A 20,277-nucleotide genomic window follows, 5' to 3' on the forward strand; every position below is an offset into this window, starting at 1 on the left:
AACGTCCGGCCTTGGCCGAGGCGGAGCCCAACTCCCGCACAGTCACGTCGAAAGGGGCGTTCGATGACCGACGTCGCATCCCAGGGACCCGAGCCGAGCGAAGAGGGTCGACCGATCCTCACCGACCGCCAGGGTCATCCGATCTACGACAACCAGAACCAGCGCACGGTCGGGGCCCGCGGCCCCGCCACGCTGGAGAACTACCATTTCCTCGAGAAGATCAGCCACTTCGACCGGGAGCGCATCCCCGAGCGCGTCGTGCACGCGCGCGGCGCCGTCGCGTTCGGGCACTTCGAGGCCACCGGCACCTGGGGTGACGAGCCGATCGCGAAGTACACCCGCGCGAAGGTCTTCGCCGAGGCCGGCAAGAAGACCGACCTGGCGATCCGCTTCTCCACCGTGATCGGCGGTCGCGACTCGTCCGAGGCGGCTCGCGACCCGCGTGGCTTCGCGGTGAAGTTCTACACCGAGGACGGCAACTGGGACCTCGTCGGCAACAACCTCGCGGTGTTCTTCATCCGCGACGCGATCAAGTTCCCGGACGTCATCCACTCGCTCAAGCCGGACCCCGTCACGTTCCGCCAGGAGCCGGCCCGCATCTTCGACTTCATGTCGCAGACGCCTGAGGCCATGCACATGCTCGTGAACCTGTTCAGCCCGCGCGGCATCCCCGCCAACTACCGCACGATGCAGGGCTTCGGCGTCAACACGTACAAGTGGGTGAACGCGGAGGGCCACACGCACCTCGTGAAGTACCACTGGATCCCGCGCGCGGGCGTCGCGAGCCTGACCGAAGCGGACGCCGCGAACATCCAGGCGGGCGACCTCGGCCACGCGTCGAAGGACCTCTACGAGCACATCGAGCGCGGCGACTACCCCGAGTGGGACCTGTACGTGCAGCTCATGAGCGACGACGAGCACCCCGAGCTCGACTGGGATCCGCTGGATGACACCAAGGTCTGGCCGGAGAACGAGTTCGAGCCCAAGCTCGTCGGCACCATGACGCTCACCAGCAACGTGTCGGATCACCACAACGAGAACGAGCAGATCGCGTTCGGCACCGGCGTGCTGGTCGACGGCCTGGACTTCTCCGACGACAAGATGCTCGTCGGGCGCACGTTCTCGTACTCCGACACGCAGCGCTACCGGGTCGGTCCGAACTACCTGCAGCTGCCGGTCAACTCCCCCAAGCACGCCCGCGCGGCCACCAATCAGCGCGGCGGGCAGATGTCGTACGGCGTCGACCTCGGCGAGGGACAGAACCCGCACGTCAACTACGAGCCGTCCATCACGGGCGGGCTTCGCGAGGCGCAGTACCCCACCCACGACGAGCAGGGTCCCGAGATCACGGGGCGTCTCACGCGCAAGCGCATCCCGCGCACGAACGACTACCTGCAGGCGGGCCAGCGCTACCAGCTGATGGATCAGTGGGAGAAGGACGACCTGGTCCACAACTTCGTCACGCTCATCGGTCAGGCGGCGCGGCCCGTGCAGGAGCGCATGGTGTGGCACTTCCTGATGGCCGACGACGAGCTCGGTCTGCGCGTGGGCGAGGGTCTCGGCATCGGCGTGGACGACGTCAAGGACCTGCGTCCGCTGCAGAGCCAGACGCTCAACGACGAGGAGTTGCAGCGCCTCGCCCATCTCGGCAGCAACGGCCCGCGCGACGTCACGGGCCTGAAGATGACGCACGTCGTACCGAACGAGCACGTGGTCGTCGAGCGCTGAGTCCGCATCCGCAGGGGCCGCCGGTTCGCCGGCGGCCCCTCGCATGCCCGGGTGCTTCGCGGCGGCGGTGCGATGCGGCCCCTGTCGCGCGAAGCGGCTCGCGCGCCCTATCCTGTCGCTCGTCCCCACCGTCCCTCGAAGGGATCCGCATGAACGACACCCACAGCGCGTCAGAGATCGATCCGACCGCGACCCCGTCCGGCGCAGGCTGCACGGAGTGCGACGACCTCGACGGCTGGTGGGTGCACCTGCGGCGCTGCGCGACGTGCGGGCACATCGGCTGCTGCGACACGTCGCTCGGCCGGCACGCCACGGCGCACTTCCGGCAGACGGGTCACCGCTACGTGCGCAGCTTCGAGCCCGGCGAGACGTGGTTCTGGGACTACGTCGACGAGACGACCTTCGAGGGGCCCCGGCTCGCCGACCCGCAGAGCCGTCCGGACGACCAGCCGTCGCCGGGTCCGCGGGGCAGGGTGCCGCTCGGATGGCGTGCGCTCATCGCCGAGCGCGACCGGGCGGAGGCGTCGTGACCGCCGCGGGCGGCCTCGCGCGGCTGTACGGCGGCCGGCATGACCGCACCACGTACGAGATCCGCGACTTCCTCACCCGCACCGTGGTGCAGTACGAGTGGACGCCGATCGACTCCGATGCCGAGTGCTTCGATGCGCTGGGCACGTCGCTCGCCCACGCGCGGCTGCCCGTGCTCGTGCTGCCGGACGGCGCCGAGCTCGTCGAGCCGAGTCTCGAGCAGATCGCCCGCAGCCTGGGCTGGATCTCGGAGCCGCACGTGTCGACGTACGACCTGGCGATCTACGGCGCGGGGCCCGCGGGACTGTCGGCCGCGGTGTACGCGGCTTCCGAGGGACTGCGCGTGGTGCTCGTCGAGCGCGAGGCGGTCGGCGGCCAGGCCGGATCGAGCAGCCTCATCGAGAACTACCTCGGTTTTCCGAGCGGGGTGCGCGGCGCCGAACTGATGGAGCGCGCTCGGCAGCAGGCGGTGGCCTTCGGCGCCGAGCTGCTGCTGATGCGGCAGAAGATCCGCGGCGAGATCCGGCAGCACGGCAGCCGCAGCGCCTTCTCCGACGGGACGCAGATCGCCGCGACCGCGGTCATCGCCGCCACGGGCGTCGCCTGGCGGCGCCTGGGGCTCGATAACGAGGATCGCTTCCTCGGAGCGGGCGTCTACTACGGGGCCGGCACGAGCGAGGCGATGGCGTGCGTGGACGAGGAGGTGTTCATCGTGGGCGGTGCGAACTCGGCGGGCCAGGCGGCGATGAACCTCGCCGCGCAGGCCTCGCGCGTGACCCTCGTGGTGCGCGGGCCGAGCCTGTCGAGCACGATGTCGTCGTACCTCGCGAACCGGATCGCGCAGGAGCCGAAGGTGCGCGTTCTCACGGACACGCGCATCGTGGAGCTGCGAGGCGGTGACGAGCTCGAGTCGATCGTGCTGGAGAACGGCCGCGGCGAGCGCGAGGAATGCCCGACCGGCCGCGTGTTCGCGTGCATCGGCGGCGTCCCGGACACGCACTGGACGACGCACACCTCGATCGTGTGCGACCCGCGCGGCTTCCTCCTGACGGGCCCCGATCTGACGCCCGAGCTGCTCGCCGGCCGCTGGGACCTCGATCGACCGCCGTTCCACCTCGAGACGAGCGTGCCGGGGACCTTCGCGGCGGGAGACGTCCGATCCGGATCCGTCAAGCGCGTCGCCTCCGCCGTCGGCGAGGGCGCGATGGCGGTGACGCTCGTCCACAGGTACCTCAGCGAGACGTTCGGCACCGAAGGCACGCTCGGGGCGCCTCCCCCGCCGCTGTTCGACGACCTCGCGCGGCCGGTCGCCTAGGCGCGGTCGGGCACGGGGCACCTGCCGTGCTTCCTCGTGCCGCCCGTCGCCTCAGCCCTCAGCCCTCAGCCCTCAGCTGCGCACGGGATCCGACGCGGACTCCTCGAGCGCCCGGATGAGCGAGCGCGCGTCGTACGGGCCCACGTGGCGTCGCCCGTTGATGAAGAACGTCGGGACGCTCGTGATGTCCATCGCCTCGGCGTCGAGCAGATCGTCTCGCACGTGCGCGGCGACATCGCCCGAGCGCAGGTCGTCCTCGAACCGCTCGACGTCGAGTCCCAGCTCCTCCGCGCGGCGGATGATGTCAGAGGGGCGCTGGTGCTCCTGATCCGCGAACAGGCTGCGCTCGTACTCGAAGAACCGCCCCTGCTTGGCGGCGGCCTCCGACGCCTCTGCCGCCGCGAGGGCGTTCGGGTGCTTGCGCGTCAGCGGCGCGTGCCGCCAGACGTACCGCACGCGGTCGCCCAGCTCCTCATGCACCTCCTGGATCACGCCGGACGCCTTTGAGCAGAACTCGCACTGGAAGTCGCCGTACTCGACGATCTCGAGGGGAGCGTCCATCGAACCGAAGACGTGATCCCGGCGCGGATCCACGGGACGCTGCAGGAACTGGCCGGTCTCCTCCGCCGGCCGCGCGGCGTCGGAGATCCGGAACACGATCGTCGCGATGATCAGCGCGATGACCGACGCCGCCAGCACGCCCACGCGCGCCTCGTTCTGCACGGCCGGATCATCGATCGCGAGCTCGATGATGAACAACGAGATGGTGAACCCGATGCCGCACAGCGCCGCGCCGCCCGCGACACGGTCGAGCGTCAGTCCGGGGCCGAACTCGCCGATCCGCATCACGCGCATGAGTGCGACCGGCCCCAGGATGCCGACGATCTTGCCGATCACCAGCGCGATCACGATGCCCCACGCGACGGGCGAGCGCACGGCGGCCGCCAGGATCTCGCCGTCCAGCCGCACGCCGGCGTTCGCCAGGGCGAACAGCGGCAGCACGGCGTAGGCGACGTACGGACCCCACGCGCTCTGCAGCCGCTCGTTGATCGAGATCGACTCGCGCAGGCTGTTCGCCGCCGCGCGCGCATACTCGGTGTTCGGCGACTGCCGGAACGTGCGCGCGAGGTCGAGCGCATGCTCGATGTCGCGGCGGTTCGGCCGGTAGACCGGCACGAGCAGCGCGATCGTGACGCCCGCAAGGGTCGGGTGCACGCCGGACGCGAGGAACGCCAGCCACACGACGATCGCGAGGGTCGCGTACACGGGTCCGCGGCCGTTCGGCAGGTAGCGCGTGAAGTAGATCGCGGCGAGGCCCACCGCGGCGATGATCAGCGGCATCGGGTCGAAGCTCTCGGTGTAGACGAGCGCGATGATGCTGAGCGCGCCGATGTCGTCCACGACCGCGAGCGTGAGAAGGAAGACCCGCAGCCGCCCGGGGACGCGCGGACCTATCAGCGCGAGCGCGCCGACGAGGAACGCAGTGTCGGTGGAGATCACGACCCCCCACGCGTGCTCCTGCCCCGTCCCTGCCGTGATGGCGACGTAGACGAGCGCGGGAACGGCCAGGCCCACGACCGCCGCGACGACCGGGACCATCGCGCGGGACCAGTCGGTGAGCTCGCCGATCGCGAACTCGCGCCGCACCTCGAGCCCGACCGTGAAGAAGAACACCGCCATGAGCGCGTCGTTCACGAGGGCGTGCAGCGTGAAGTCGAGGTGCAGATCACCCACGCCGATCGTGAAGTGGGTCTCCCAGAAGTCGCGGTACAGATCGCCGAACGCGTTCGCCCACAGGATGGCCACGATCGTCGCGATCACCAGCAGCAGCGCGCCCATCCGGGTCTGCCCCATGTTCTGGATCCACGACGCGATCGACTCCTTCGCCCCGCGCGCCCCCGACGGCCGAGCCGCGCCGATCGTGCTCATGTTCGTCATCCTGACCTCCCGCTGTCTGAGAGGTATTCTGCCCGTCGCGCGAGCGGTCCGGGGCGGACGTGACGACGCCGCCGCGCCGGTCGGTGACCGAGCACGGCGGCGCCGTGTGAGAGGGCCGGGTCAGCGGCCGAAGCCGACCCGGTCGACCTTGCGGTGGTAGCGCATGCCGGCGAGGCCGCCGAGCACGGCGCCGAGGAGGCTGACGAGCAGCGCTCCGACGGCCGTGATGATGCCGGCGGTCGTCAGCTCACCCTCGCTGAACGGCAGACGCGGGAACGTGTTGATGTTCGCGAGGATGTTCCACTGCGCGCCGCCGATCGCGGCGATGATCGCGACCACGATCGCGATGATGATCGCCCAGAGCCACACGGCGATGCCCTGCTTCGCGCCGCTGAAGCGCGCCATGCGGCCCGCGACGTAGCCACCGCAGTAGTACGCGATCAGCAGGATCACGAGCACGGCGATCGCACCGGCGATGCCGATCGTGTCGGCGTTCTCCTGCGCGGCCTGCTCGGGGTCGACCTGCGCCCCGAGGCCCAGGGCGGCTCCCGCGCCGGCGACGAGCGCGGTCAGCAGCACCGTCATGCCCATGGCGCTCAGCCAGCCGAAGAAGGCCGAGCCGAACTTCATCCCGCCGAACTCCTGCTTCTCGCGCTCGACCACCTCGTGCCGCGCATCACGCGCCGCCTCGGGCGAGACGGCGCCTGCCACCGGGGCGGCGGCGGTGGCGTCACGATCCCGGTCCATCGCGCCGTCGCTGTCGCGGTCACGGTCGCGATGAGCGTCGCCCTCGCGGTCGCGGTCGCGATCCCGCTCCGCGTCGGCCACGCCCTGCTTGTACGCCCGGTCGCGGTCCTCGGCGAGCCTCTCGTCCCTATCGGCGCCACCGCCCTGGCCGCCCTGGTCACCGTGGTCGCCGACGATCTGGCCGCGGCCCGTCGGCCCCGTCGCGACATAGTCACGGTCCACGAAGTCGCGCTGCACGACCTGGCGGTCGTCGTCGCCACCCGCGCGCTGGTCCGCCCGGAGCGCGCCGCTCGTTGAACGGTCGTCGACGGGTGCGGCATCGTGGACGACCGTCGGCTCGTCGCTGCCGCGCCCGGCGTCGAGGTCCGGCGAGGAGTGGCCCGTGGTCACGCCTGTGTCGTGCTCGCGGTTGCCTCGGTTGCGATCCGCGTCGTCTCGATCGATGGGAGTGCTCATGGCTGTGCTCCTTTCGGGTTTCCCCTTCGGTGCATCCAGTGAACCGACATGTGCGCTTCCCGCCACAGGGCATTGCGCGAACGCCGCTGCCGCGCTAGGAGGTCAGGACCACGAGCTCGCGCGTCGCTCGCGTCATCGCCACGTAACGGTCGACGGCTCCCTCGATGCCGCCTCCCCACGACTGGGGATCCACGATCACGACGAGATCGAACTCGAGACCCTTCGCCCGTGCCGGCGACAGCGAGCGGATCCGCGCCGTGTCGGCGAACGACGGATCGCCGATCACGCATGCGACGCCTTCGTCATGGGCCGCGGCCCACGACGCGAGGATCTCGTCGCGCGTGCGGACCCCGGCGTGGCGCACCGGTATCCCGCTGCGCCGGATCGAGGTGGGCACGTTCGCGCCGGGAATCGCCGCCCGGATGACCGGTGCCGCTTCGGCCATGACCTCCTCCGGCGTGCGGTAGTTGACCGTCAGCGCCGCGAGCGTCACATCCCGCAGGCCGACGGTCGCGAGCCGGTCGCGCCAGGACTCGGCGAAGCCGTGCCGAGCCTGCGCGCGGTCTCCGACGACCGTGAAGCTGCGTGCCGGATTGCGGCGCAGCAGCATCTGCCATTCGGCGGCCGTGAGCTCCTGCGCCTCGTCCACGACGATGTGCGCGAACGGTCCCGCCAGCTCGTCGTCCCTCGCCGCGGGCGACGCCGACGCTCCGAGGGTGCTGCGCAGATCCTGCCCGCGCAGCATCGCCATGACCCGGAGGTCGGAGTCGTCGGTCGCGATCAGATCGGCGACGACGTCGTCCATCCTGGCGCGCTCGGCGGCCGCCTCAGCCTCGGCGCGACGACGACGGATGGCGGTGTCGGGATCGCCCGTCCGCAGCCGTGCCGCGTCGAGCAGCGGCAGGTCCGGCCGCGTCCACGGGGCATCGGCGGGGCGCTGCAGGAGTGCGACCTCGGCGTCGGCGAGCCAGGGCGCGCAGCGTCGCAGCAGCGCCGCGTCCGTCCACAGCGCCCGCACGAGAGCGACCGGGTCCAGCAGCGGCCACGCCGCATCGAACGCCGCGCGCAGTCCGTCGCTCTCGGCCAGGGCGCGGCGGATCTCCTCTTCGCCGTCCTCTGCGAGGCCGTACGCGTCGAACTGATCGTCGTCCTGGTCGGCACGGGCCTCCGCGCGACGCTCGTCATCCCAGGCGGTCGTGCCGGCGTCCCCCCAGCCTTCGCCCGCCCAGCGATCGTCGGGCCCGGCACCGCCCCGGCCGTCGTCCTCCCCCGAGACGTGCCCGCCGCGCGGTGCCGCATGCACCCGATCCACCAGGATCCGCAGGAGCGCGTTCCATGCCTGCTCCCGGGCCTCGTTGTGGGTGGCGGCCGGCTCGATCGCCCCGAACGCCTCCTCCCACTCGGCCACGCGGACCCGCATCTCGCCCCATGCCGTGTCGACGATCGCCTCACGCTTCGGTGGGCGCTCGCGCAGCCGCACGGCCGCGTCGACCGCCGCGGTCATCCGGCCGTCCGCCTTGAGGCGTGACACCTCGGCGTCCGCCTCCTCCACAGCCGTCGCGCCCTCCGCAACCAGGTCTGGCAGCGTCGCGATGCGCACCCCCTCCTCCCCGAGCCTGGGGAGGATGTCGGCGACGTAGTCGGTGTAGGTGTGCGACGGACCGACGAACAGAACGCCGCCGCGCCCCTCCTGCAGCCGCGGGTCGGCGTAGAGCAGATAGGCCGTGCGGTGCAGCGCGACGACGGTCTTGCCCGTACCCGGCCCGCCGTCGACCACGAGCGTCCCGCGCGATCCGGCGCGGATGATCGCATCCTGATCCGCCTGGATCGTGCCCAGCACGTCCCGCATGCGGGGCGAACGACTGGCGCCGAGGGTCGCGATGAACGCCGAATGATCGTCGAGCGCGGCACCTCCCGCTTCCGTGATCTCCGCGAGCCCCTCGGCCGTGAACGCCTCGTCCCAGTAGTCGGTGACGCGCCCCTCGTGCCAGCGATAACGGCGCCGGCTGGTGAGCCCCATCGGATCGGCGTGCGTCGCCCCGAAGAAGGGCTCGGCGGCGGGCGCGCGCCAGTCGACGAGCAGCGGCTCGCCCGTCTCGTCCATCAGCGCGAGACGGCCGATGTAGAGGACACCGCCCTCGCCGACGACACGGCCGAGACACAGATCGAGACCGAAGCGGCGCAGCATTCGCAGTCGGGCGGTCAGGCGATGGATCTCCAGGTCGCGCTCGAGTGCCGCCTGCCCGCGGCCGGCGGGCGCACGGCGCTGAGCGTCGAGGCGCGTCTCGAGGTCGGAGATCCGGCGCGCGAGGCTCGCCTCGATCCGCGCGAACTGCGCGACGTCGGGCGCGATGAGCGCGGGGTCGGCCTTCCCAGGATGCGCGTCGAGGAGGAACGGGTGGGTGCTGTGGGCGTGCAACACGGCGGCTCCGGTGGTGAGGGGAACCGCCATTCTGCGCCCTGACCGGGGCCTTGCGGCAAGACCCCACCCCTTCGGTATCCTGGAGATGCGGGCGGATCCCGGCCTCTCGCGTCCGCGCGATCGAGGCACTCCGACGGGGCGCACAGCGACCTCATCGCCCCGCCGACGCTCGCGCAACGAAGCCTGCAGCGCCTCCTTCGCGCTGCCACCACCCCCGTCTCACCGGCGCGGCGGACACGGGCGGCACCGGCTGCTGTCAACCCTTGTCGGGCCGCCGGCAGCCGTGGTTACGCTCGGACGATGGGACTCGAGCGACTCGTGATCGTCCGTCACGGTGAGAGCGTCGGCAACGAGGCGGCGACCGCCGCCGAACTGGCGGGTGACCAGGTCATCGACCTGCCGTTCCGCGATGCCGATACGCCGCTCTCCGACACGGGCGAAGCGCAGGCACGCGCACTGGGTGCCGCGCTGCCGTCACACGGTGTCGGAGCGGACGCCGCGGTGTGGGCCTCCACGTACCGTCGGGCCGCGCACACGGGCCGGCTCGCCCTCGTAGCCGCAGGCCTGCCCGGCGGGCCACGGCTCGACGAGCGATTGCGTGACCGCGAGCTGGGCGTGCTCGACCACCTCACGTCGCACGGCGTGAGCGCGCGCTACGAGGCCGAGGCGGAGCGCCGCGCCCACCTGGGCAAGTTCTACTACCGCCCGCCCGGCGGTGAGTCGTGGGCGGATGTCGCCCTCCGGTTGCGTTCCTTCCTCGCGGATGCGAAGGCCTCTCCCGCCACGACCGGCGTCGTGTTCGCGCACGAGGCGATCGTCCAGCTCATCCGCTACGTGCTCGAGGACTGGGACGAGCAGCGCGTGCTGAGCGCGGCGGTCGAGGAGCCGGCGCCGAACGCGTCGGTGACCGTCCTCGAGGCGGATCCTCGTCCCGGGCAGCCCTGGCGAGCCGCGGTGGTCGGCGACGTCTCGCACCTCGATCGGCACGGCGTGCCGACGACGCTGCACACGGGCAGGAGGGACGTCGCGCCTCACCACGACGAGATCGACCCCGGCCGGCCCGAAGACGCCGAGGAGGAATCCCGTGCCGCTGCAGACTAGGACGATCAGCCGCCGGAGCCTGCGGCGGTGGGTCCTGCCGGATCCCGGGGAATCGAAGTACGACCGCGGCACGGTGCTCGTGATCGGCGGCGCTGCCAGGAGTCCCGGCGCGGTGGCCCTCGCCGGGGTGGCGGCGCTGCGCGTGGGCGCGGGCCGGATCACGCTGGGCGTCGCGCGCTCGGTGGCGCCCGCGCTCGGTGTCGGCGTACCGGAGGCCGGCGTGATCGCCCTGCCGGAGACGGATGACGGCTCCGTGCGCCCGGATGCCTACACGGCGGTGCTGTCGTCGCTGAGCTCGGCGCGGGCCGTGCTCATCGGACCGGGGCTGGACGACGTGGAGTCCGCCGTCCAGCTCGTCAGGGCGCTCGGCGAGGAGGCACCCGAGGATGCCACGTTCGTGCTCGACGCCTTCGCTCTCGCGGCGGTCGCCGAGCACCGATCGCTCGTCGCGCCGCTGCGCGGGCGGCTCATCCTGACGCCGAGCCCGACAGAGCTCGGGGTGCTGCTCGGTGGCGGAGACGTGGCGGCGGACCGACCCTCCGACATCCGCCGCGCCGCGCGCGAGGTGTCGCGCACCTACGGGGCTGCGGTCGCGACGCAGGCGCTCGTCACGGACGCGGACGGATCCGCCTGGCGGATCCGCGCGGGCGGTCCCGGCCTCGGAACCTCGGGCAGCGGAGACGTGCTCGCCGGCGCGATCGCGGGCCTCGCGGCACGAGGCGCGTCCGCCCCCGTCGCGGCCGTGTGGGCCACCTATCTGCACGCCTCGGCCGGTGACCAGCTCGCGCGCGGCCGCCGCGGCGTCGGCTATCTTGCGCGGGAGATCGCCGATCTGTTCCCCGACCTGATCGCGGATCTGTCCTGACGCGCGACGACGTCGCTCTCAGCCGGCGGGCGCGTCCCCCGCGCGGTTCTCGGCGGTGGCGACGATTCGGCTGACCATACCGCTGAAGATGAAGCCGTGGAAGGGCAGCATCGCCAGCCAGTAGAGCCGGCCGGTGAGCCCGCGCGGGAAGAACACCGCGCGCTGCCGGTACTCGGCGCCCTCGGGAGCGTCGTCGACAGCGAGTTCGAGCCACGCGCTGCCGGGCGTCCACATCTCGGCGCGCAGGCGCAGCAGCCGTCCGGGCTCGAGCGCCTCGACGCGCCAGAGGTCGATCGCGTCTCCCTCGGACAGCCGCCCGCGGGTCCGGCGTCCGCGCTGCAGTCCGACCCCACCGGTCACCCGGTCGAGCCAGCCCCGCACGGCCCACAGCGCGGGCGCCGAGTACCACCCGTTGGTCCCGCCGATCTGCGTGATGACCGCCCACACGGCATCGCGGTCGGCGGTCGTCCGGCGCGAGCGGCGATCGGTGAAGACGGTGCGTCCTGCCCACGCAGGGTCGCTCGGCAGCGGGTCGCTCGGCGCCCGCGCCACGGTCGCATCGACCCAGCTGGTCTCGACCTGGTCGATCTCGATGCGGGACAGCGCGAGCCGCACCGACTCGCGGTACCCCGTCAGCCCGGCGGGCGGCGGCGGGATGATCGCGTCGATCGCGTAATCCCTCATGACGCACGGGTGCTGCAGCGATTCGACGAGAGGCCGGGCGATCTGACGCGGAACCGGCGTCACCAGCCCCACCCACAGCGAGGCCAGCCGCGGCGTCAGCACCGGCAGCGCCGCGATGCCGCGCTGCGGAAGACCCGCCTCCAGCGCGTAGCCGTTCATCATCTGGCCGTAGCGCAGCACGTCCGGCCCTCCGATGTCCACGGCACGGTTGACGCCCGGGTCCACGCGCGCGGCGGCCAGCAGGTAGTGCAGCACGTCGCGCACCGCGATCGGCTGGATCTCGTTGCGCACCCACTTCGGTGCGGGCATGTACGGCAGGACGTCGGTGAGGTGACGGACCATCTCGAAGGACGCGGACCCGGATCCGATCACCACTCCCGCACGCAGCACGAGGGTCGGCGCTCCCGAGGCCAGGAGGATCTCCCCGACCTCCTTCCGCGAGGCGAGGTGCGCCGACAGGCGCACGCCCTCGGGATGCAGCCCGCCGAGGTACACGATGCGCCCGACGCCGTGCGCAGCCGCCTGACGGGCGACGTTCTCGGCGATGATGCGGTCAGTGACCGCGAAATCGGACCCGCTCGTCATGGAGTGCACGAGGTAGTGGACGACGTCCACGTCGGCCATGGAACGATCCATCGCGTCGGGATCCGTGGCGTCACCCGTCACGACCTCCACGTCGCCCGCCCACGGCAGGGCCGCCGCGCGGCGGCCCGAGCGCACCAGGACGCGCACCCGGTACCCTCCGTGCAGCAGCCGCGGCACGAGCCGCCCGCCCAGGTAGCCCGTCGCCCCGAGCACCAGCACGCGCGGCGCCTGCCCATCCGGGCGCGGCACCGCACGCAGGCTCTCCTCCGCACCGGTGGGCGTGCTGAGCTCGCTCGCTGCGGAGGAGAGCCCCTGACTCACGGCGCGAGTCCCGCCGCGGCAGGCTTGAAGCCGGCGCGCACGTTCTCGCAGCACGCGGGGCGGCAGACGTCGAACCACGGGCCCAGCTCCGTCACGTGCGGGCGGTCCGCCGGCGGCACTGCCGCCATCCGCTCCTCGACGAGGTCGATGATCCCCGAGACGTAGACGGGATCGACGCCGGGCGTGGGCGTCCGGATCGCGCGGAGCCCGGCCTCCGCGGCCGCCTCCAGCGCCTCGTTGTCCAGGTCCCACATGACCTCCATGTGGTCGCTCACGAAGCCGACCGGGACGATCGCGACGGACGAGACGCCCTCGCCGGGCAGCTCCGCGATGCGATCGCAGATGTCGGGCTCCAGCCAGGGCTGCGAGGCAGGACCCGACCGCGACTGGTACACGAGCTCCCACGCGACGTCCGCCATCCGCGCGTCCCGTTCCGCCGCGCGCTGCATCACGGCCTCGGCGACGGCGCGGTGCTGTGCCTCGTACGCGCCTCCCTCGCCCAGGTCGAGGTCGCGCGGTCCGGACCGGCGAGCGTCCTCGGTGGGGATGCTGTGCGTCGTGAACAGCACGCGCGGCGCGGCCTCACCGGCTCGCCACAGCTCGTTGACCGCTTCCACCACCCCCGGGACGAACGCGTCCACGAAACCGGGGTGGTCGAAGAACTGCCGGATCTTGTCGATCGTGACGGTGCCCTCGAGTCCGGTCGAGGTCAGCACGCGCGCGAAGTCCTCGCGGTACTGGCGGCAGCTCGAGAACGAGCTGTAGGCGCTCGTGGCGAACGCCAGCAGCCGGGTCTTGCCGTCCTCGGCCGCCTCGGTGACGGCGTCCTCGAGGTACGGCCCCCAGTTGCGGTTGCCCCAGTACACGGGCAGGTCCATGCCACGTCGGGCCAGCTCGGTTTCCAGCGCCTGCTTGAGCGCTCGATTCTGCGCGTTGATGGGGCTCACGCCGCCGAAGTGCCGGTAGTGGTGGGCGACCTCCTCGAGACGCTCATCCGGGATCCCCCGGCCCCGCGTGACGTTGCGCAGGAAGGGGATCACGTCCTCCTGCCCCTCGGGACCGCCGAAACCGGCCAGCAGGATGCCGTCGTAACGCTGCGGCTCGGTGACGAAGGGCGCTCCCGATGCCGAGGCGGGCGAGGCGAAGGGGACGGTTTCGGTGTCGGTCGATTCCATATCGGGCTCCATGGTCGAGGGGCGGATGTCAGGCGGTGCGGATGGCATGAACGATCAGCAGCATCGTCACGACGAAGCCGCATGCGTAGTTGATCCATAGGAAGTGTCGCCAACCACGATTGGCGCGCGCTGAGTCCCCGTCGGAGACACGCGCGTAGGGTGCGGCGGCGAGAAGGTACGGGATCGCGAGCAGCGCGGCCCATGCGCCCGGGAATCCGGTGGTCAGCATGAGCAGCCCGGCCGCGGTCCAGGCGACGAGCGCGAGCAGCACGGTGCGCGCGGCGCCGAGGGCGGTGGCGATCGAGGCGATGCCGGCCTCGCGGTCGGGAACGACATCCTGCACGGCCCCGAACGCGTGGCTCGCGACGCCCCACAGGAAGAACGCCGCGAGCACCGCGACCAGCGGCGCGTCGAACGTCCCGCCGCCGAGCACGACGCCGTACACCGCGGGGCTCACGAAGTGCACGCTGGAGGTGACCGAGTCGAGCATCGGCACCTCCTTGAAACGGAACGGCGGCGCCGAGTACGCGAGTACGGCGAAGAGGCTGACGGCGAGCACGAGCCAGGACAGCGGCGATCCCCACGCCACGAGCAGCACGACGAACGGAAGGCACGCGACGGTCGAGGCGACGAGGACGCCGCGATGCCGCTCCGGCGGCAGCAGCGCTCCCTCCACCCCGCCCTTTCGCGGGTTGGCGAGGTCGGAGGCGTAGTCGAACACGTCGTTCACGCCGTACATCGCGAGGTTGTACGGGATGAGGAAGAACAGCGTGCCCACGATCAGGGCGGCGTCGACCTCCCTCGTCGCGAGCAGGTACGCGGCCGCGAACGGAAAGGCCGTGTTGATCCAGCTGAGCGGGCGCGAGGCCACGAAGAGGTCACGGATCACGGCGGCTCCTCGTCTCCCGCGCGACGATGAGACGCGCCCAGACCGCCGGCAGCAGGATGACCGACGCGAGCGGGTAGGCGAAGTCCTCGATCGGCGCCGCACCGATCCGGATGCCGGAGATGTGCGCGTCGGCGTACGCGAACAGGCCCGCCGCGATCATGACGTTGTCGAACACCGCGGTGAGCACGATGAGCGCCGCCGCGGCGATGGAAAGCGCCGTGAGCGAGATCGTCCCCGGCGCGCCCGCGGCGTCGGTGGCGGCGCGGCGAGCGCCGCGCCGCAGCAGCACCGAGGTGACGACCGCGACCGCAAGGAAGGCCGCGCACAGTCCGAGGTACGTCATGCGCGCCCCGTCCTTCCACGCCCGAGCCAGCGCTCCGCGCCGCACGCGAGCACCATCGTCAGCTCGCACAGGAACAGCAGGAACACGGGCTCCTCGATCGGCAGCTCGGGCGCGAGCAGGATGCCCGTCATGAACGGCGTCTCGGCGCGGAAGAAGATCCCCAGGCCGATGCCGAGGAGATCCCACGCCAGGAAGAAGGCGAGACCGATGCCGAGCACCAGCAGCGCCGGTCCCGGTGCGCGGCCGAGGAACAGCCGGTGCCGCAGATCGAGGGCCAGGACGCCCGCCAGCGAGACCAGCAGGCACGCGAGATAGACGATGCTCACGGCTCCTCCAGGGGGCCCGCAGAACGGTCGCCGCGCAGGCGCTTCAGCACGAGCTCCGCGCTGATCAGGCACATGGGCAGGCCGATCCCGGGGATCGTGGTGGCGCCCGCGTACAGCAGCCCGCGCACGCGCGGCGAGGCGTTCGTGCCGCGCAGGACGGCGCTCTGCCGCAGGGTGTGCGCGGGCCCGAGCGCTCCCCCGCGCCACGCGCCGAAGTCCCGCTCGAAGTCGGCGGGGCCGATGCTGCGTCGCACGACGATGCGGTCGGCGAGGTCGGGGATGCCGGCCCAGGTCGAGATCTGGCCGATCGCGGCGTCGACCGCCCGCTCCACCGCCGGGCTGCCGTCGCCGTCGCGACCGCCGTCGCCGATGCCCGGATCGGCGGGCACGGGGATGAGCACGAACAGGTTCTCGTGCCCCTCTGGAGCGACGTCGTCGGTCGCGCTCGGGCGACAGACATAGATCGACGCGGGATCCGGGATGTGCGGATTCTTGCCGTAGATCGCGTCGAAGCCCTGCTCCCACTCGCGCGTGAAGAACAGCGTGTGATGCGCGAGCTCCGGCAGGGATCCGCGCACACCGAGCAGGGCGAGCACCGCGCCGGGACCCGGGTCGCGCGATGCCCACCACGCGTCCGATCGCGCCCGGTGCGCAGGGGCGAGCAGCCGCCGCTCGGTCTCGTGCAGGTCGGCGCTCGACACGACGACGTCCGCCGCGAGGTGCTCGACGCCGCCGTCGGCGCTCTCGACCTCGACACCGGTCACGGTGCGGCCGTCGACGGTGATCCGTCGCGCGCGCGTGCCGGTGCGCAGCTGCGCGCCCTGCTGCGCGGCGAGCCGGGCGATCGCCTCGATCACGGCCCCGAATCCGCCCCGCGGGTAGAGCACGCCCTGCCCGATGTCGAGGTGGCTCATGAGGTGGTACATGCTGGGCGCCGCGGCCGGGGACGTGCCGAGGAACACCGCGGGATAGCCGAGCACCTGCTGCACGCGCAGATCCCGGGAGTGCCGGCGGATGAACTTGTCCAGCGGCTCGGCGAGCAGGCGCGACAGCAGCGGCAGCCGAGCCAGGGTGTCCCGCCCGAGGAACGGGCGCAGCGACGCGAAGGTGCTGTAGAGGAACCGCGACGTCGCGAGGTCGTACGTCTCCGCCGCGGAGGCGAGGTAGGCGTCGATCCGGTCCGCCGCCCCGGGGTCCAGCGACACGAGCGCATCGCGCGCTCCGGACGCGGGCAGGTCGAAGGCGTCCGCCTGGCCCTCGAAGTAGACGCGGTACGCGGGATCGAGCGGAACGAGGTCGAGCTGCTCGGCCGACGAGGTGCCGAGCAGGCGGAAGAAGTGGTCGAACACCTCCGGCATGAGATACCAGGAGGGTCCGGTGTCGAACGTGAATCCCTCCGCCGACCACCGTCCCGCGCGTCCCCCGAGCTCGTCGCGCGCCTCGATGAGGGTCACGTCGGCGCCCTCGCGGGCCACGAGCGCCGCGGTGGCGAGGCCCGAGATGCCTCCGCCGATCACGACCACGCGCTGCCGCGCGGTCACGCCGGCACCCGCCCGAGAGCCGCGCGCGCCAGCAGGCTGACCTTCGTGTGCGCCGGCACGGAGACGCGGCGACGGCGCAGCTCCTCGGCGGGCGTCCTGCGCACGCGGTCGTTCAGCTCGCCGAACAGGGCCGCGGCCGCTGCGGTCGCGCGCCGCGAGCCCGGGGGGAGCCGCACGATCGCGCGCCGCGCGACCGCGAGGTCGTCATCGATCTCCTGCACGAACCGATCCTTGTCCTTCTCCGTGAAATGTCCCGGGTCGACGCCCGGCAGGTAGACGCGCCCGAGGCGCTCGACGTCGTCGCGCAGGTCCCTCAGGAAGTTCACCTTCTGGAACGCGGCTCCCAGGCGCCGCGCGCCCTCCTCGAGCTCGTCGTCGATGCGCACGCCCGCACCTTCCCGGGCGAAGACCCGCAGGCACATCGAGCCCACGACCTCGGCGGAACCGTGGATGTAGGTGCGGTAGGCATCGGGATCGAACGTCGACGTGCCGTCGGCATCCGCCCGCATGGACGCGAAGAACGGGCGCAGCAGCTCCTCGCCGATGCCGGTCTCACGCGCCGTGACCGCGAAGGCGTGCACGACGAGATTCCCGCTGAAGCCGCGTGCGAGGGCGCGGATCGTCTCCTGCTCCAGCTCGTCGAGCAGCGCGCGACAGTCGGGCGCGGCGAGGCCCGCCTCCGATGCGGGGCCGTCGACGATCTCATCGGCGACGCGCACGAGGGCGTAGACGTCGGCGATGCGACCGCGCACGTCGCGGGGAAGCAGACGGCTCGCGAGCCCGAACGACGTCGAGTAGGCGCTGATGACGCGCGCCGACGAGCTGTGCGCCGTACGGGTGTACAGCTCGAGGCCGGACGGGCGCGTCATGCGTCGCGCTCCACGCACATCCCCGCGATCTCCCGCAGCTCGCGGCGGAGGCCCTCCGGCAGGCCGGCGCCGTCGATGTCGCGCTCGACATGCGACAGCTGCTCGGCGATGAGCGCCTCCACGGCGGCCACCGCGCCGCACTCGACGAGCGCGGCGCGCAGTCGCTCGGCGTCCTGCGGCGCGAGCGAGCGCACGCCGAACAGGTGAGCGACCTCGCGCCAGACATCCTCGCGCTCCGCGAAGGCGATCAGCAGCGTGCGCTTGCCCTCGCGGAGGTCCCCCGTGGCGCTCTTTCCCGTGCGCTCCTCGGCGCCGAAGACGCCGAGCACGTCGTCGCGGAGTTGATAGAGCACTCCGAGGCCCGTGCCGATGCGCCAGAGGTCGTCGGCGGTCGCGGGGTCTGCTCCCGCGAGCACGGCGCCCGCGCGCAGGGGCGCTGCGAAGGAGTAGGTCGCGGTCTTCTGCTCCATCATGCGCCGGATGGCGCCGCTCTCGGCGGGCATCACGCCGAGAGCGAAGCCCACGTCGGCATGCTCGCCGGCGGCCGTCAGGAAGACCGCGTCGTCGACGATCTCGTTGAGCTGCGCCCGCGCCGGGCTGTCGATGCGGGCGATCAGCGCGTGCACGCCGCTGAGCAGCAGGTCGCCGGCGAGGAGGCCGGATGCCGCGCCCCACGCGGTGGCGTTCACGGGGCGGGCGCCCGCCTCGATGGCCGATCCGGCGAACTCGCCCGCCAGGTTGGGCCGCCCTCGCCGCACGAGGTCGCCGTCCAGGACGTCGTCGTGCAGCAGCAGCGCACTGTGCAGCACCTCGAACGCGGCGGCGACCACCGCGGCCGATGCGTGGTCGCGACCGCCCAGCGCGTCGTGCGCGAGCACGACCAGCCGTGGCCGCAGGCGCTTCCCGCCGCGCGCGGAGGCCGCGGCGCGCTGCCAGAGCAGGCCCGCGTGCTCCCCCAGCGCCTGCGCGCGGGCGATGCGGCTCGCGAAGTAGTCCTCGATCACCGCGTCCACGAGGTGCTCGACGGGCGCCCGGTGCGTGTCCGCGGAACCCGCGGGCGTGGCGCTGAGCGCCTCGCGCGTGCTCGCGGGCGCCTCGTGAGTGCTCACGCGCGCGCCTCCGCCCACGCGGCCGCCGAGATCGCGCCCCCCGCGTCCGACATCTCGCGGGCCTGCAGCACCAGCCAGGGGCTGAAGGCCCACGGCGCCGCCTCGAGCGCCGCGGCGAGCCGCGCGGGCTCGATCCATGCCGCATCCATAGCCTCGTCCGGGTCGAGAACGGGGTCCCCCACCGCCTCGGCGGTGTACACAGGGCAGATCTCGTTCTCGACCACGCCGGACGCGTCGACCGCGCGATAGCGGAAGTCGGGCAGCACGAGCCGCAGGTCGCGCAGCTCAAGCCCGAGCTCCTGGTCGGCTCGCCGCTCCACCGCCTCGGGAATCGGCTCGAAGGGCTGCGGGTGGCCGCAGAAGGCATTCGTCCACGTGCCGGGCCACGTGCGCTTCGTCAGGGCGCGCCGCGTCAACAGGATCCGTCCGTGTGTGTCCCGCACATGGCACGAGAACGCCAGGTGCAGCGCGGTCCGCGCATCGTGCACCGTGTCCTTCAGGGCGACACCGCACGGATCTCCGCGCTCGTCCAGCAGGACGACGCGTTCGGTTGGGTCGCTCACGTGATTCTCCCGGTGTATTACTAGCCTGGCTAGTTACATGCTAGCTGAACGATCGTCGAGGGACGAGCACGTTGCGCGTGGGCCCCCATCCGTGAGAATGCGGCCATCCGGGGTCCTGCAGCACCATGACCGAGCTCCTGGTTCGACTGGCGGGGGTCCATATCCGCAGGATGCCTCATCCCGGCGATCGGCGCAGCCCTGCGATCGGGGTCACGCATGGGACGGGCCTGGCCGCCGACACGGAAGACGGAACGGCGCCCGCCCGATCCTCTCCCGGCGGCCCGCGCCCCGCCGGGGCCCGCCTAGGGTCGCAGACATGGATGCTCTCTATTCGACCGAAGCTCTCGCCACCGGCGCCGGACGTGACGGCCGCGTCGCCGTCGCCGGTTCGGATCTCGCTTTCGACCTCGCCGTGCCCAAGGAGATGGGCGGATCCGGCGTGGGCGCCAACCCCGAGCAGCTGTTCGCCGCCGGCTACGCGGCATGCTTCCACTCGGCGCTGCAGGCCGCCGCACGCGGCCGCAAGATCGGGATCGACGGCTCCTCTGTGGGTTCCCGCGTCTCGATCGGCCCGAACGAGGGCGGCGGCTTCCAGCTCGCGGTGAACCTCGAGGTCATCATCCCGGAGCTCGACCACGCGACGGCGCAGGAGCTCGCCGATGCGGCGCACCAGATGTGCCCGTACTCGAACGCCACGCGCGGCAACATCGAGGTGACCGTCACGGTCTCCGACGACTGACCATCGCGACGCGGGCTGAACCGCGATCCCGCG

General features: G+C 72.1%; 18 protein-coding genes. 6 read left to right on the forward strand and 12 right to left on the reverse strand.

Features of this window, described 5'->3' with window-relative positions:
• Positions 1–63: 63 nt before the first annotated feature.
• From RIF89_RS01070 to RIF89_RS01080, 3 genes are all read left to right on the forward strand, one after another.
• Positions 64–1,728, forward strand: coding sequence for a catalase (locus RIF89_RS01070; protein ID WP_309067312.1), 1,665 nt, complete (start codon positions 64–66; stop codon positions 1,726–1,728).
• 149 nt (positions 1,729–1,877) lie between these two features.
• Positions 1,878–2,258 (forward strand): UBP-type zinc finger domain-containing protein, encoded by a 381-nt coding sequence (locus RIF89_RS01075; protein ID WP_309067313.1) that lies wholly within the window; start codon positions 1,878–1,880, stop codon positions 2,256–2,258.
• Positions 2,255–3,571 (forward strand): FAD-dependent oxidoreductase, encoded by a 1,317-nt coding sequence (locus RIF89_RS01080; RefSeq protein ID WP_309067314.1) that lies wholly within the window; start codon positions 2,255–2,257, stop codon positions 3,569–3,571. Before RIF89_RS01075 ends, RIF89_RS01080 begins: the two co-directional genes overlap by 4 nt.
• 72 nt (positions 3,572–3,643) lie before the next feature.
• Here RIF89_RS01080 and nhaA read toward each other — a convergent pair whose 3' ends face one another.
• The 3 genes from nhaA to RIF89_RS01095 all read right to left on the reverse strand — a co-directional run bounded on the left by nhaA (position 3,644) and on the right by RIF89_RS01095 (position 9,164).
• Entirely contained in the window at positions 3,644–5,425 is a 1,782-nt protein-coding gene (gene nhaA / locus RIF89_RS01085; protein WP_375294413.1) for a Na+/H+ antiporter NhaA, read from the reverse strand.
• Positions 5,426–5,629: 204 nt separating this feature from the next.
• The gene (locus RIF89_RS01090) at positions 5,630–6,712 is read right to left on the reverse strand and encodes a hypothetical protein (protein ID WP_309067316.1); all 1,083 of its coding nucleotides are present in this window, start codon (positions 6,710–6,712) and stop codon (positions 5,630–5,632) included.
• A gap of 94 nt (positions 6,713–6,806) precedes the next feature.
• The gene (locus RIF89_RS01095; protein ID WP_309067317.1) at positions 6,807–9,164 is read right to left on the reverse strand and encodes an AAA family ATPase; all 2,358 of its coding nucleotides are present in this window, start codon (positions 9,162–9,164) and stop codon (positions 6,807–6,809) included.
• A 270-nt stretch (positions 9,165–9,434) separates the two neighbouring features.
• On the opposite strand from RIF89_RS01095, the gene RIF89_RS01100 reads away from it, so the two are divergent.
• Positions 9,435–10,235 (forward strand): histidine phosphatase family protein, encoded by an 801-nt coding sequence (locus tag RIF89_RS01100; RefSeq protein WP_309067318.1) that lies wholly within the window; start codon positions 9,435–9,437, stop codon positions 10,233–10,235.
• Positions 10,219–11,100 (forward strand): NAD(P)H-hydrate dehydratase, encoded by an 882-nt coding sequence (locus RIF89_RS01105; protein ID WP_309067319.1) that lies wholly within the window; start codon positions 10,219–10,221, stop codon positions 11,098–11,100. Before RIF89_RS01100 ends, RIF89_RS01105 begins: the two co-directional genes overlap by 17 nt.
• Positions 11,101–11,118: 18 nt before the next feature.
• Here RIF89_RS01105 and RIF89_RS01110 read toward each other — a convergent pair whose 3' ends face one another.
• The 9 genes from RIF89_RS01110 to idi are packed head-to-tail and all read right to left on the reverse strand — an operon-like array spanning position 11,119 to position 19,505.
• Positions 11,119–12,690, reverse strand: a complete 1,572-nt coding sequence (locus tag RIF89_RS01110) for an SDR family oxidoreductase (protein WP_309067320.1) — start codon at positions 12,688–12,690, stop codon at positions 11,119–11,121.
• Positions 12,687–13,865, reverse strand: a complete 1,179-nt coding sequence (locus RIF89_RS01115; protein ID WP_309067321.1) for a ferrochelatase — start codon at positions 13,863–13,865, stop codon at positions 12,687–12,689. The genes RIF89_RS01110 and RIF89_RS01115 overlap by 4 nt, the downstream gene beginning before the upstream one ends.
• 28 nt (positions 13,866–13,893) lie before the next feature.
• Positions 13,894–14,754, reverse strand: coding sequence for a prenyltransferase (locus RIF89_RS01120; protein WP_309067322.1), 861 nt, complete (start codon positions 14,752–14,754; stop codon positions 13,894–13,896).
• Positions 14,744–15,097, reverse strand: a complete 354-nt coding sequence (locus tag RIF89_RS01125; protein ID WP_309067323.1) for a lycopene cyclase domain-containing protein — start codon at positions 15,095–15,097, stop codon at positions 14,744–14,746. Before RIF89_RS01125 ends, RIF89_RS01120 begins: the two co-directional genes overlap by 11 nt.
• Entirely contained in the window at positions 15,094–15,423 is a 330-nt protein-coding gene (locus RIF89_RS01130) for a lycopene cyclase domain-containing protein (protein ID WP_309067324.1), read from the reverse strand. Before RIF89_RS01130 ends, RIF89_RS01125 begins: the two co-directional genes overlap by 4 nt.
• The gene (gene crtI, locus RIF89_RS01135; protein WP_309067325.1) at positions 15,420–16,964 is read right to left on the reverse strand and encodes a phytoene desaturase family protein; all 1,545 of its coding nucleotides are present in this window, start codon (positions 16,962–16,964) and stop codon (positions 15,420–15,422) included. The genes RIF89_RS01130 and crtI overlap by 4 nt, the downstream gene beginning before the upstream one ends.
• Entirely contained in the window at positions 16,961–17,833 is an 873-nt protein-coding gene (locus RIF89_RS01140; protein WP_309067326.1) for a phytoene/squalene synthase family protein, read from the reverse strand. Before RIF89_RS01140 ends, crtI begins: the two co-directional genes overlap by 4 nt.
• Positions 17,830–18,942 carry a polyprenyl synthetase family protein gene (locus RIF89_RS01145; protein ID WP_309067327.1) on the reverse strand — a complete coding sequence of 371 codons (1,113 nt, stop codon included), beginning with the start codon at positions 18,940–18,942 and terminating at the stop codon, positions 17,830–17,832. The genes RIF89_RS01140 and RIF89_RS01145 overlap by 4 nt, the downstream gene beginning before the upstream one ends.
• Positions 18,939–19,505, reverse strand: coding sequence for an isopentenyl-diphosphate Delta-isomerase (gene idi / locus RIF89_RS01150; RefSeq protein ID WP_309067328.1), 567 nt, complete (start codon positions 19,503–19,505; stop codon positions 18,939–18,941). The genes RIF89_RS01145 and idi overlap by 4 nt, the downstream gene beginning before the upstream one ends.
• A gap of 316 nt (positions 19,506–19,821) precedes the next feature.
• Here idi and RIF89_RS01155 point away from each other — a divergent pair, with 316 nt between their 5' ends.
• Complete coding sequence (locus RIF89_RS01155) at positions 19,822–20,244, forward strand: organic hydroperoxide resistance protein (RefSeq protein ID WP_309067329.1); 423 nt, start codon at positions 19,822–19,824, stop codon at positions 20,242–20,244.
• Positions 20,245–20,277: the final 33 nt, after the last annotated feature.

It is taken from the genome of Microbacterium sp., from assembly GCF_031178525.1.
GTDB lineage: Bacteria > Actinomycetota > Actinomycetes > Actinomycetales > Microbacteriaceae > Microbacterium.

Excerpts from the sequence above, each read along its gene's own strand:
- RIF89_RS01070 (WP_309067312.1), top strand. The coding sequence starts at position 64 with ATGACCGACGTCGCATCCCAGGGACCCGAGCCGAGCGAAGAGGGTCGA.
- RIF89_RS01075 (WP_309067313.1), top strand. The coding sequence starts at position 1,878 with ATGAACGACACCCACAGCGCGTCAGAGATCGATCCGACCGCGACCCCG.
- nhaA (WP_375294413.1), bottom strand. The coding sequence starts at position 5,425 with ATGGGGCAGACCCGGATGGGCGCGCTGCTGCTGGTGATCGCGACGATC.
- RIF89_RS01090 (WP_309067316.1), bottom strand. The coding sequence starts at position 6,712 with ATGAGCACTCCCATCGATCGAGACGACGCGGATCGCAACCGAGGCAAC.
- RIF89_RS01095 (WP_309067317.1), bottom strand. The coding sequence starts at position 9,164 with ATGGCGGTTCCCCTCACCACCGGAGCCGCCGTGTTGCACGCCCACAGC.
- RIF89_RS01100 (WP_309067318.1), top strand. The coding sequence starts at position 9,435 with ATGGGACTCGAGCGACTCGTGATCGTCCGTCACGGTGAGAGCGTCGGC.
- RIF89_RS01115 (WP_309067321.1), bottom strand. The coding sequence starts at position 13,865 with ATGGAATCGACCGACACCGAAACCGTCCCCTTCGCCTCGCCCGCCTCG.
- RIF89_RS01125 (WP_309067323.1), bottom strand. The coding sequence starts at position 15,097 with ATGACGTACCTCGGACTGTGCGCGGCCTTCCTTGCGGTCGCGGTCGTC.
- RIF89_RS01140 (WP_309067326.1), bottom strand. The coding sequence starts at position 17,833 with ATGACGCGCCCGTCCGGCCTCGAGCTGTACACCCGTACGGCGCACAGC.
- RIF89_RS01155 (WP_309067329.1), top strand. The coding sequence starts at position 19,822 with ATGGATGCTCTCTATTCGACCGAAGCTCTCGCCACCGGCGCCGGACGT.